General features: G+C 69.0%; 11 protein-coding genes and 1 pseudogene. All 12 read left to right on the top strand.

What is annotated here, in order from left to right; genetic code table 11:
* Nucleotides 1-96: 96 nt before the first annotated feature.
* A pseudogene (locus ACIOFR_RS41215) lies at nt 97-273 on the top strand (transposase); the annotation flags it as partial.
* A 238-nt stretch (nt 274-511) separates the two neighbouring features.
* On the top strand, nt 512-1,486 hold the full coding sequence (locus ACIOFR_RS41210; protein ID WP_401005824.1) for a LacI family DNA-binding transcriptional regulator: 975 nt from the start codon (nt 512-514) through the stop codon (nt 1,484-1,486).
* A gap of 1,163 nt (nt 1,487-2,649) precedes the next feature.
* Nucleotides 2,650-3,519 (top strand): fumarylacetoacetate hydrolase family protein, encoded by an 870-nt coding sequence (locus ACIOFR_RS41205; RefSeq protein ID WP_401005822.1) that lies wholly within the window; start codon nt 2,650-2,652, stop codon nt 3,517-3,519.
* A 31-nt stretch (nt 3,520-3,550) separates the two neighbouring features.
* Nucleotides 3,551-4,894, top strand: a complete 1,344-nt coding sequence (locus ACIOFR_RS41200; RefSeq protein WP_401005821.1) for an L-fuconate dehydratase — start codon at nt 3,551-3,553, stop codon at nt 4,892-4,894.
* The gene (locus ACIOFR_RS41195) at nt 4,891-5,646 is read left to right on the top strand and encodes an SDR family NAD(P)-dependent oxidoreductase (protein ID WP_401005819.1); all 756 of its coding nucleotides are present in this window, start codon (nt 4,891-4,893) and stop codon (nt 5,644-5,646) included. The genes ACIOFR_RS41200 and ACIOFR_RS41195 overlap by 4 nt, the downstream gene beginning before the upstream one ends.
* Nucleotides 5,647-5,758: 112 nt before the next feature.
* The gene (locus ACIOFR_RS41190) at nt 5,759-6,763 is read left to right on the top strand and encodes an aldo/keto reductase (protein ID WP_401005817.1); all 1,005 of its coding nucleotides are present in this window, start codon (nt 5,759-5,761) and stop codon (nt 6,761-6,763) included.
* Nucleotides 6,763-7,503: a (Fe-S)-binding protein gene (locus ACIOFR_RS41185; protein ID WP_401005815.1), complete on the top strand. Its 741-nt coding sequence runs from the start codon at nt 6,763-6,765 to the stop codon at nt 7,501-7,503. Before ACIOFR_RS41190 ends, ACIOFR_RS41185 begins: the two co-directional genes overlap by 1 nt.
* The gene (locus ACIOFR_RS41180) at nt 7,500-8,966 is read left to right on the top strand and encodes a lactate utilization protein B (protein WP_401005813.1); all 1,467 of its coding nucleotides are present in this window, start codon (nt 7,500-7,502) and stop codon (nt 8,964-8,966) included. Before ACIOFR_RS41185 ends, ACIOFR_RS41180 begins: the two co-directional genes overlap by 4 nt.
* The gene (locus ACIOFR_RS41175; protein WP_401005811.1) at nt 8,963-9,607 is read left to right on the top strand and encodes a lactate utilization protein C; all 645 of its coding nucleotides are present in this window, start codon (nt 8,963-8,965) and stop codon (nt 9,605-9,607) included. The genes ACIOFR_RS41180 and ACIOFR_RS41175 overlap by 4 nt, the downstream gene beginning before the upstream one ends.
* Nucleotides 9,604-9,915, top strand: a complete 312-nt coding sequence (locus ACIOFR_RS41170; RefSeq protein ID WP_401005809.1) for an L-rhamnose mutarotase — start codon at nt 9,604-9,606, stop codon at nt 9,913-9,915. The genes ACIOFR_RS41175 and ACIOFR_RS41170 overlap by 4 nt, the downstream gene beginning before the upstream one ends.
* A complete protein-coding gene (locus ACIOFR_RS41165; protein WP_401005808.1) occupies nt 9,912-10,784 on the top strand; it encodes an amidohydrolase family protein in 873 nt (290 codons plus the stop codon). The genes ACIOFR_RS41170 and ACIOFR_RS41165 overlap by 4 nt, the downstream gene beginning before the upstream one ends.
* Nucleotides 10,785-10,845: 61 nt before the next feature.
* A complete protein-coding gene (gene manA / locus ACIOFR_RS41160) occupies nt 10,846-12,057 on the top strand; it encodes a mannose-6-phosphate isomerase, class I (protein ID WP_401005806.1) in 1,212 nt (403 codons plus the stop codon).
* Nucleotides 12,058-12,200 lie beyond the last annotated feature (143 nt).

Below are 12,200 nucleotides of genomic sequence, written 5' to 3'. Positions count from 1 at the left end.
ATCGCCCTCGTCATGCTCTGCCTCGGCGGCAACCGCCCCACCCTGCCCCGACGCCAACTCGCATGACCCGACCCACAGGTCCAGCACAAGAGCCCGAAAAGGCGGTGGGTGGTCGAACGGAGTCTGGGGTGGATCATGCAGCGCCGCCGGCTGGCCCGCGACTACGAGACACTGCCGGCCAGCTCCGAAGCCATGATCCACATCGCCTCGATCGACAACCTCGCCAAGCGTATAACGGACGAAACCACACCAACCTGGCGAGGAACCTACTAGGACATAAAGTGCAAACTACTCTCGCCAAACGCCCTCTGAGATGTGATGTGATCCGACACGGGGCGGACCCGCAGTGGATTGACACCGGGACACCTGCGAAATAACGTTATTCGAAAATTAGGTGCGCGTTGTGGGTGTGTGTCAAGAGCCGATCTGATAACGGTCCACTGTTACTGCGAGGAGTAGCCGGATGAGTGGAGCGCAGGGTGGGAGCGGGGGGCGGCCCATGCGGCCGACCATGGTCGACGTTGCGCGTGAGGCCGGGGTGGCCCTGCGCACGGTCTCGCGGGTGGTGAACAACGACCCGACGGTGGGGCCGGAGTACGTCGCCAAAGTCGAGGCTGCGATCGCGGCGCTGAACTACCGCCCGGACGAGCGAGCCCGGCAGCTGCGGACCGGAGTCGCCGGAACGATAGGAGCGGCGGTCCGCCGGATTGCCGAGGTCAACCCGGAGCTGGCCGCCATCGAGCGGACGGTGCGCGCCTTGGGGTTGACCCTCCTGGCCGCGTCCACGGACTTCGATGAAGCCCGGGAGCGCGACACCTTGCTCTCCATGTGCCGGCAGCGCCTGGACGGCATCATCGTCGAGCCTTTCGGTGAGAATCACGGCTATCTTCAGCCGGAGCTGGAGGCAGGTATGCCGCTGGTGGCCATGGACCGGCCGATGAGCGGGATCTCGGTGGACTGCGTCATGTCTGACAACGCATCGGGCATCGGAATGGCCTTCCACCACCTGTACCAGCACGGACACCGCCGCATCGCCTACATCGGCGACAGCGAGCGCGTCTTCTCCGGCCGGGAGCGCGCTGCGGCCTTCCGCGCCGCCATGGGGGCCCACGGCCAGCCGGTCGAGGGCCTGGTGCACCCCGGCGAGATCACCGCCGAGCGAGTGGCCGCGGCGCTGGACACCGCACTCCACGGTGCCGATCCGGCGACCGCGCTGGTCACGGGCAACATGGACACCACGCTTGCGGTGCTTCGGCGTCTGGGGTCGCAGGCAGCCTCTCGGCTGGCGATCGTCGGCTTCGACGAGGTACCGCACGCCGATCTGCTGCAGCCCGCGCTCACAGTGGTCGCCCAGCAGACCACCAAGATCGGCCAGACGGCCGTCGAGTTGCTCCGTGCGCGCATCGCCGACCCCGCCCGGCAGGTGCAGACGGTGATCGTCCCGGTCGCTTTGAAGGTCCGCGGCTCCGGCGAGGTGCGGGCCTGAGCTCCTGGGGGCTGGCGGCGACCGCATAGCGGCCTCTTGGTAGGCGCCTGGGCGCGGGAGACGTGCGCGATAGCGTTATTTCATCGCGTCGTTGTCCGTGGCGATTCCGCCAACCTGCGAGGCCCGCGTTCCGCGTAATTCGGGGCCGCTGGAGCAACGGCATGCCTGATGACCTGCGACTTCATCTCTCCGGGCGCCGCAGGCCGTTTCTCTAGGACTCGGCGTTTCCGCAGGTAGCGGGGCTTCCGGATGTGACTTCCGGAGCACCCGAACGACAGCCTGTTGCGAGCCGAGTCGAGTGTCACGATAGAGCCCGGGCGCCACGTGCCGCTTCAGATCCGTTAACTTGACCCAGATTATGGCGATTTGGCCGGTCGAAGTTGGTGCCATTGTTGGCTCGGGAGTGCACCCAGGCACCTGACCTGCGCGTTTCTCTATGCCTAAAGAAACGCCCCAATGCCACGTCCATGAGCGTTATCGCAGGTCAGGGCCCGGATGCACACTCTAGCGGCTCCGAATTGCGCGGAATGCAGGCGAGGGGTGTGGATCGTGGCCCCTCGACTCCGCGTCTGCAGGCTCCGACTCTCGCCGGCCGTGGCCGACGTAACCGCTGCGTTGCCGCTGCCTGGGGCGGCGTATGGCCAGCGGGCATTGGGGCGGGTGGGCGTGCCTGGGACTGTCCTGGCGAGTGGCGCGACCGCACGCTGCGACACTGGCCAAAACGCCCAACGCCGCGCCTCGCGACGCCTAGCCGGTCAATGTCGTCGTGTCGTACCGGGATCGTCGGGCGGCTTCTGAACAAGCGGCTGCCGTAGGGCGCGCTGGGGGCCGCCAGCGCCGCCCGCGGGCAGTGCTCGGGGCGGTTGGGGTCGTGGCCGAGCGCGCGCAGCCCGGCCCGGACTCCGGGGTCCGGCGTAGCGAGCCGACGATATTCATCGGATGATTCTTGCTGGCTGTTGGGCGGGTTCGATCCTCACCCTCGATGGGAATCCCATTGACCAGTGTATTTGTGTGAGGCGCTGGAGGGCGTTCCCCGTAGTCATAGGATGTCTACTTGTGTGGATGCCCTAGGTTCGTTATCGTCCAGGTATGCCCCACAAGTCCTCTGACGATTCGAGGGCGTTCTCGCTCCCCTCATCTGGCCCTGCGGAGGTGCTGGACCCGTGAAACTTCTACGCATCGGAGCCCCCGGAGCCGAACGCCCAGCGCTGCTGGAGGTCGCTGAAGACGGTCGCGAGCGCTACCTCAGCCTGACCGACATCACCGAGGACATCGATGGACGGTTCCTCGCCTCAGGTGGACTCGAGCGGGTGCGAGAAGCGCTTGCGGAGGGACGGTTGCCTGAGCTGGCGATCCCCTCTGGGGAACTGCGAATCGGCCCACCGGTCGCCCGCCCCGGCAAGGTTGTCTGCATCGGCCTCAACTACCGCGACCATGCAGCGGAGACGGGTGCCCCGATACCGCCTCGCCCGGTGGTCTTCATGAAGGACCCCGGAACCGTCGTCGGCCCGTATGACAGGGTGCTGATCCCGCGCGGCTCATGGAAGACCGACTGGGAGGTCGAGCTCGCCGTCGTCATCGGCCGCCGCGCCCGCTACCTGGGCTCCCACGAGGAGGCGCTTGAGTGCGTGGCCGGCTATGCGATCAGCAACGACGTCTCCGAGCGGGAGTTCCAGCTGGAGTTCTCCGGCCAATGGGACCTCGGCAAGTCCTGCGAGACCTTCAACCCGCTCGGCCCCTGGCTGGTCACCCCGGACGAGGCAGGTGACCCGCAGGGCCTGGGTCTGCGCCTGTCGGTCGACGGCGTCCCGCGTCAGTGCGGCCACACCAAGAACATGATCTTCGGCGTCGCCGAGACCGTCCGCTACCTGAGCCAGTACCTGGTCCTCGAGCCCGGCGACGTGATCAACACCGGCACCCCGGCCGGCGTCGCCCTCGGCCTGCCCGACCAGCCCTACCTCCGCCCCGGCCAGACAGTGGAGCTGGAGATCGACCGGCTCGGCCGCCAGAGCCAGAGCTTCCAGCAAGCCTGAGCCCCCATCGAACAAGCCTGAGAGAACCCACATGTCAAAGGCCCCGGCGCGGATCACCGCCGTTCACACCTACGACGTCCGCTTCCCGACCTCACGATCGCTGGACGGCTCGGACGCCATGAATCCCGACCCCGACTACTCCGCTGCCTACCTGGTGCTGCGAACCGACGCCGGAGACGGTCTGGAGGGGCACGGTTTCACCTTCACCATCGGGCGCGGCAACGAGGTCCAGGTCGCCGCGATCGAAGCACTGCGTGCCCACATCATCGGCCGCTCTGTCGACGAACTCTGTGCAGACCCGGGCTCTCTCAGCCGCGGCCTGATCGACGACAGCCAACTTCGCTGGCTCGGCCCTGAAAAGGGCGTGCTGCACATGGCCGTCGGCGCCGTGGTCAACGCCGTCTGGGACCTCGTCTCCAAGCGCGCCGGGCTGCCGCTCTGGCGCTTCCTGGCCGAGGCCGAGCCGGAGTGGCTGGTCTCGCAGGTCGACTTCCGCTACCTGACCGACGTGCTCACCCCCGCCGAGGCGCTGGAGCTGCTGGCGAACGCCCGCGCCGGGCGCGCAGAACGCACGGCCATACTGTTGGAGAGCGGCTACCCCGCTTACACCACCTCGCCCGGTTGGCTGGGTTACCCGGACGAAAAGCTGACCCGGCTGGCCAAGAAGGCACTCGCCGACGGCTTCACCCAGATCAAGCTCAAGGTCGGCGCCGACCTGGCCGACGACATCCGCCGCTGCCGCGCGGCCCGCGCCGCAATCGGCCCCGACGTGCGGATGGCCATCGACGCCAACCAGCGCTGGGACGTCGTCGAGGCGATCAACTGGACCAACGCGCTGGCTGAGTTCGACCCCTACTGGATCGAGGAGCCCACCAGCCCCGACGACGTCCTAGGCCACGCCGCCGTCCGCGCCGGCGTCGCCCCAGTCAAGGTCGCCACCGGCGAGCACGTGCAGAACCGGATCGTCTTCAAACAACTGCTCCAGGCCGGTGCGATCGACATCCTGCAGCTCGACGCCGCGCGGGTGGGCGGAGTCAACGAGAACCTCGCGATCCTGCTGCTGGCCGCCAAGTTCGGCGTCCCGGTCTGTCCGCACGCGGGCGGGGTGGGGCTCTGCGAACTAGTGCAGCACCTGTCCATGTTCGACTACGTCGCCCTCTCCGGAACCACCGAGGACCGCGTCGTCGAGTACGTCGACCACCTGCACGAGCACTTCCTGACCCCGACCGACGTCCGCGACGGCCACTACATGCCACCCCTCGCCCCGGGCTTCTCCGCGCAGATGCGACAGTCCTCGATCGACATCTACACCTTCCCCAACGGCGTCTTCTGGACCGCCGACCGAGCCACCAACCCGACGGGAGAGATCGTATGAGTGAGCTGCAGGGCCTGCGAGCCGTCGTTACCGGCGGCGCGTCCGGCATCGGCCTGGCCACCGCCCGGCTACTGGCCGAACGCGGCGCGGAGGTGGCGGTTCTCGACCTCGACCCGAGCGGTGCCCCGAAGCCGCTACACGGCTTCACCGCCGACGTGACCGACGACGCCTCGGTACGCGCGGCCGTCGCCGACGCCGTGGCAGAGCTCGGCGGCCTGGACATCCTGATCAACAACGCTGGCATCGGCGCGGCCGGCACCATCGAGGACAACCCGGATGAGCAGTGGCAGCGCGTACTCGACGTCAACGTCCTGGGCATCGTCCGCACCACCCGCGCCGCGCTGCCGCCCCTGCGCGACTCCGCGCACGCGGCGATAGTCAACACCTGCTCCATCGCCGCCACCGCCGGACTGCCGCAGCGTGCGCTCTACTCCGCCAGCAAGGGCGCCGTGCTCTCGCTGACCCTGGCCATGGCCGCCGACCACATCCGCGAGGGAGTGCGCGTCAACTGCGTCAACCCCGGAACCGTGGACACTCCCTGGGTCGACCGCCTACTCGACGCCGCGTCCGAGCCGACCTCCGAGCGGGCCGCATTGAACGCCCGTCAGCCACACGGCCGCCTGGTCACCGCGGACGAGGTCGCCGCCGCCATCGCCTACCTGGCGAGCCCGCTGGCCGGCTCGACCACGGGCACCTGGCTCGCCGTTGACGGCGGCATGGCCGGCCTCCGGCTCCCACCCTCACCGCATTAACCCCCGTCGGAAGCGCGTCAGAAGCACAGACCCAGGCCGGACCGCAGCGAGACTCCTTGGTGCCACCCCCTGCGGCCACGCCGGCCATAAACGGAGAAAGGCGAACCCACCCATGCGCACCGTACAGCTTGGACGCAGTACCACCAGCGTCACCGAGCTATCCCTCGGTGCCGCCCCCCTCGGCAACCTCTTCACCCAGGTGAGCGACGAGCAGGCCCGTGCCACCGTCGACGCGGCCTGGGAGTCCGGAGTCCGCTACTTCGACACCGCGCCCCACTACGGCCTCGGACTCTCCGAGCGTCGCCTCGGCGCGGCGCTGCGCCAGCGACCCCGTAACGACTACACGGTATCGACCAAGGTCGGACGCCTGCTGCGCCAGAAACACCACCCGACCGGGAACGATCTCGCCAACGGCTTCGCCGTGCCGACGACGCACGAGCGGGTCTGGGACTTCAGTGCCCACGGCGTCCGCACCAGCATCGAGGCAAGTCTGACCCGGCTCGGCCTGGACCGAATCGACATCGTCTACCTGCACGACCCCGACGACCACGAGCAGCAGGCGTTCGACTCCGCCTACCCGGAGCTGGAACGGATGCGCGCCGAGGGGACGGTCGGCGCGATCGGCGCGGGCATGAACCAGACCCGGATGCTGGACCGATTCGTCCGCGACACCGACGTCGACGTGGTGCTGCTGGCCGGACGATACTCGCTGCTCGACCAGACCGCTCTGGACTTCCTGCTACCCGACGCCGCACGGCGCGGAGTCTCCGTGGTCATCGGCGGCGTCTTCAACTCCGGCCTGCTCGCTGACCCCAGGCCCGGCGCCACCTTCGACTACGCGCCCGCGCCGACCGAACTACTGAACCGCTCACTTCAACTCGAAGCACTATGTAATGAGTTCAGCGTCCCATTGCGCGCGGCAGCCCTGCAGTTCCCGCTCGGACACCCGGCCGTGGCCTCCGTCCTGGTCGGCGCGCGCAGCGCGGCCCAGGCCGCTGACGCCGCAGCGATGATGGATGTGAGGCTCCCTGCCGAGCTCTGGGCGGCGCTACGCGCCGAAAACCTTCTGCCGCGCGACGCGCCGCTGCCAGCCACAGACGACAAGGCGGCGAGCTGATGCGTGTTGCGCTCTTCATCACCTGCTTCAACGACACCATGTTCCCGGAGACCGGCAAGGCGGTGGTCACCGTACTGGAACGGCTCGGACACACTGTCGAGTTCCCGCTCGCGCAGACCTGCTGCGGACAGATGCACTTCAACACCGGCTACCGCCCGGAGGCCCTGCCGCTGGTACGCGGCTTCGCACGGGCTTTCGCGGGCTACGACGCCGTTGTCACCCCCTCGGCGTCCTGCGCAGGCATGGTCAGGGAGAATCACCCACTGCTGGCCGACGCTTCCCGCGAGGCGGCACTGCGCGCGGAGGTGGCCCAACTCGTCCCGCGTGTATACGAGTTCACCGAGCTCCTCGTCGACGTGCTCGGCGTGACCCAGGTGGGCGCGTACTTCCCACACAGGGTCGCCTACCACCCGACCTGCCACTCGCTGCGCGGACCGCGACTGGCAGACAGGCCACTGCAACTGCTACGCGCGGTCCGCGGCATCGACCTGGTCGAGCTCCCGGCCGCCGACTCCTGCTGCGGCTTCGGCGGCACCTTCGCACTCAAGAACGCCGAGACGTCGACCGCCATGCTCAGCGACAAGATGCGCAACGTCGTCAGCACCGATGCGGACGTGCTCTGCGCCGCAGACAACTCCTGCCTCATGCACATCGGCGGCGGGCTCTCCCGGCTGAAGACCGGCATCGGCACCGTGCACCTGGCCGAAATCCTGGCCAAGACGGAAAGGGACACTCAATGAGCCCAGACAATGTGGTCTGGCTCGGCAGCCCCGGCTTCCCCGAGGCGGCCCGAACCGCGCTGGCCGACCCGCAGCTGCGCCGCAACCTGCGCAACGCCACCACGACCATCCGTGACAAGCGCCTCGCCGTCACCGCCGAGCTGGACGACTGGGAACAGCTGCGCGAGGCCGGCGCCGCCATCAAGCACCGCACCCTGCGTCACCTCGACAGCCATCTGCTGCGCCTAGAGGAGGCGGTTACCAAGGCCAGCGGCATCGTCCACTGGGCCGCTGACGCCGCCGAGGCGAACCGGATCGTCACCGGGCTCGTTCGCGCGACCGGCGAGAGCGAAGTCGTCAAGGTCAAGTCCATGGCCACGCAAGAGATCGGCCTCAACGAGGCCCTGGCCGAGGCCGGGATCCGAGCCTTCGAGACCGACCTGGCTGAGCTGATCGTCCAGCTCGGCGACGACCGCCCCTCGCACATCCTCGTCCCCGCGATCCACCGCAACCGCGCCGAGATCCGCGAGATCTTCGTCCGTGAGATGGCCGCCTGGGGGCGCCCGGCCCCGGCCGACCTCACCGACGAGCCGCGTGCCCTGGCCGAGGCCGCCCGACTGCACCTGCGGGAGAGGTTCCTGCACGCCAAGGTCGCAGTCTCGGGCGCCAACTTCGCCATCGCCGAGACCGGTACGGTCGGCGTCGTCGAGTCCGAGGGCAACGGCCGGATGTGCCTGACCCTGCCCAAAACCTTGATCACCGTCATGGGCATCGAGAAAGTCCTGCCCGCCTGGCAGGATCTCGAGGTCTTCCTGCAGCTCCTGCCGCGTTCCTCCACGGGCGAGCGGATGAACCCCTACACCTCCACGTGGACCGGCACCACCCCCGGCGACGGCCCGCAGTCCTTCCACCTGATCCTGCTCGACAACGGCCGCACCACCACCCTCGCCGACACCGTCGGCCGCCAGGCACTCGGCTGCATCCGTTGCTCCGCATGTCTGAACGTCTGCCCGGTCTACGAGCGCACCGGCGGCCACGCCTACGGCTCCGTCTACCCCGGCCCGATCGGCGCGATCCTCACCCCACTACTGGTCGGCGTCGAGCACGCGGAGACGCTCCCCTTCGCCTCCACGCTCTGCGGTGCCTGCTACGACGCGTGCCCGGTAAAAATCAACATCCCCGAGGTGCTCACCCACCTCCGGGCCAAGGTCGTCGAAGCCAAACGCGCCAAGCGGCGGACGCCGAGCGCCGAGGCACTCGCCATGCGCGCCGCGACCGCCGTCCTGACCTCGCCCGCCCGCCTCGCCGGCGCGCAGCGCGCTGCCGCGCTCGGCGGCCGAATGCTGGGACGCAAGGGCGTCATCGGCCCACTCCCAGGTCCGCTGCATGGCTGGACCGACGCCCGCGACACACCCGCCCCGCCACCCGAGTCGTTCCGCTCGTGGTGGAAGCGGACCAAACCGGAGCTGGAAGGAAGGCCGTGACGACCGCCTCCCGCGACATCATCCTGCGGCGCATCCGTGACGCTCTCGCGGACGTGCCCGCCGACGAGACCTCAGAGCATCTTCCCGCTCCTCGCGACTACCGCCGCAGCCACGCCGAGGACGACACGCGCGCGCTCTTCGCCGAGCGCGTCGCCGACTACCGAGCCCATGTCGTCACGGCCACACCCGATGCGGCCCGGGAGACCATCGCCCGACTGCTCGCCCGGCGCGGCCCGCGCAGCCTCGCTGTGCCGCCCGGCTTCCCCGAGGAGCTCCTGCCGGAAGGGCCCTGGGAACGCCTCAGCGAGCCGCTGAGCGTCGCCGACCTAGAGGCCGCCGACGGCGTGCTCACCACAGCCGCCGTCGGCATCGCCGAAACCGGCACGATCATCCTGGACACCGGCCCCGGCCAGGGCCGCCGCGCGCTCACCCTGCTGCCGGACTACCACCTCTGCGTTGTCCGCGACCACCAGATCGTCGGAGACGTCCCCGACGCCCTCGTGCTGCTCGATCCCGCTCGGCCACTCACCTTCGTCTCAGGGCCCTCCGCCACCAGCGACATCGAACTCGACCGCGTCGAGGGCGTGCACGGCCCGCGCACCCTCGACGTGCTGATCATCACTCAGGAGCAGTCAGCATGAGAATAGCCCTGCACACCCGCGTCCACGCCGACCGGATAGCCGAGTACGAGCAGGCCCACCGCGAGGTACCCGCCGAACTCACCGCCGCCATCCGCGCCGCCGGGGCGACCGAGTGGACGATCTGGCGCAGCGGTACCGACCTCTTCCACTTTCTGGAGGTCGAGGACTACCCCACCCTCATCGCCGAGCTGGGCAAACTACCCGTCAACACCGCCTGGCAGAAAAGGATGGGCGAGCTGCTGGAAGTCCCCCACGACTACTCCGCAGGTGGCGCCGGTGCGCCCCTCCCCGTGGTCTGGCACCTATGAGCGCGACCGCGCGCGTCGTCGACGCCCACCACCACGTCTGGGACCTCGCCGTCCGCGACCAGGACTGGATCACCGGCCCGGAACTTGCCCCGCTCCGGCGCAGCTTCACCCTCGACGAGCTGCGACCCCAGGCGCAGGCGGCCGGCGTGGACGCCACGATCCTCGTCCAGACCATCTGCGTGCCCGAGGAGACCCCCGAGTTCCTCACCCTCGCCGCCGCCGACCCGCTGGTCGCGGGCGTCGTCGGCTGGGTCGACCTGACCGCCCCGGACGTCGCGGATGCCCTCGCCGTGCTGCGCGAAGGGCCCGGTGGCGCACACCTGGTCGGTATCCGCCATCAGGTCCAGAGCGAGCCCGACCCCAGCTGGCTGCTCCGCGCCGACGTCCGACGCGGCCTGCGCGCGGTCGCCGCGGCCGGGCTCGCCTACGACCTGGTGATCACCCCGAGCCAGCTCCCGGCCGCCACGCGTGCGGCCGCAGAGCTGCCCGAACTGACCTTCGCCCTGGACCACCTCGGCAAGCCACCGATCATCCGCCACGAACTCGCCCCCTGGGCTCAGGGCCTCTACCTCTTCGCAGCCCTCCCAAACACCACCGCCAAGCTCTCCGGCCTCGTCACCGAGGCTGACTGGCACCGCTGGACCGCCGCCGACCTGCGGCCCTTCGTCGACGCGGCCCTCTCCTCCTTCGGTCCACTGCGGCTCTTCTTCGGCTCCGACTGGCCGGTGGCCACGCTGGCGGCCGACTACAGACGGGTAGTCGCAGTCACGCGCGAGCTGCTCGCCGATCTGACACCCGGCGAGCAGAGCGCCATTTTCGGCGCCAACGCGGAACGCGTCTACCAGCTGTCCACGGCCTCCTCACCATGATGACGGAGCCGCAGTACCTGCAGGCCCACCTCGTCGCGCCGCTGAAAGGACCCGAAAGCACATGGACCGTCTGGAGAACACCATCCGTCCGTATGCCTGGGGCTCGCGTACAGCCATCCCGGCGCTGCTCGGGGCCGAGCCGAGCGGCGAGCCACAGGCAGAGCTGTGGATGGGCGCGCATCCCGGGGCGCCCTCCGGCATCGACCGCGGATACACCGCCCGCTCCCTGGACCAGGTGATCGCAGCGGACCCGCAGGGCGAGCTCGGCGCGGCGACCGTCACGCGGTTCGGGACGACGCTGCCGTTCCTATTCAAGGTCCTGGCGGCGGGGGAGCCGCTGTCGATACAGGTGCACCCGCACATGGACCAAGCCAGGGCCGGGTTCGCGGCCGAGGAAGCCGCCGGAGTCCCGATGGACGCACACGAGCGAAACTACAAGGACCCCAATCACAAGCCCGAAATGCTCTGCGCGCTAGCCGAGTTCACCGGCGTTTGCGGCTTCCGGGCACCAGAGCAAACGGCGCGGCTACTGACACGCCTCTCCGTCCCCGGGCTGTCCGGAGTGATCCAGGCGCTGCGCGCCAAGCCCGAACCAAAGGCCCTGCGCGAGGCACTCACGATGGTACTGACCCTGGACCAGGACACCGTCGTGGACCTGGTTGCCCGCACCCGAAACGCACTGCTCCGCCTCGCCGCCGAAAACCCCACCCCGCCTGACGCGTCCATGCTCCGCGACTACGCCGCCCTGGCCGACCACTACCCGGCCGACCCGGGCCTGCTCTCCGCCCTGCTGCTCAACCACATGACACTGCGCCCCGGCGAAGCGGTCTACCTGGGAGCCGGCGTGCCGCACGCGTACTTCCACGGACTGGGCGTGGAGCTGATGGCCAACTCGGACAACGTGCTGCGGGCTGGGCTGACGCCGAAGCACATCGACGTGCCCGAGCTGTTGCGCGTGGTCGAGTTCGAGGCGACGGATCCCGCCGCGATCCAGCCGGTGCAGGTGGCGGAGTGCCCGGGCGAGGAACTGTACCCGGCACCTATCCATGAGTTCCGGCTCTCCCGCTATCGCCTCGGCAGCTGGCCTCTGCCGACAGATTCTCCGCAGATCATTTTGTGTACGGAGGGGCGCGCGGTGCTGGTCGACGCTGCGAGCGAGAAGCTGACTCTCTCCCGGGGTGAGTCCTGTTTCATCGCCGCAGGCGGCCCGGCTGTGACGGCCACCCGTGATGGCAGCGAAGCCACGATCTTTCGGGCCACTGTCGCGCTCTGACCTCAGCATGGTCCTGAAGCTTCTACGGATCGTCAAGCTGTAGGAGACTGAACCGCCCCGGGTTCGGTAGAGATCTCAGGTTGTGGTGGTGACCTGCGGTTTTGCTGTCGTGAGGTAGTAGGTGTTCTCGTATTCGACGGGCG

The sequence above is a fragment of the Kitasatospora sp. NPDC088346 genome (genome assembly GCF_044740765.1).
Classification (GTDB): domain Bacteria; phylum Actinomycetota; class Actinomycetes; order Streptomycetales; family Streptomycetaceae; genus Kitasatospora.
This window is presented reverse-complemented; position numbering and strand designations above follow the sequence as displayed.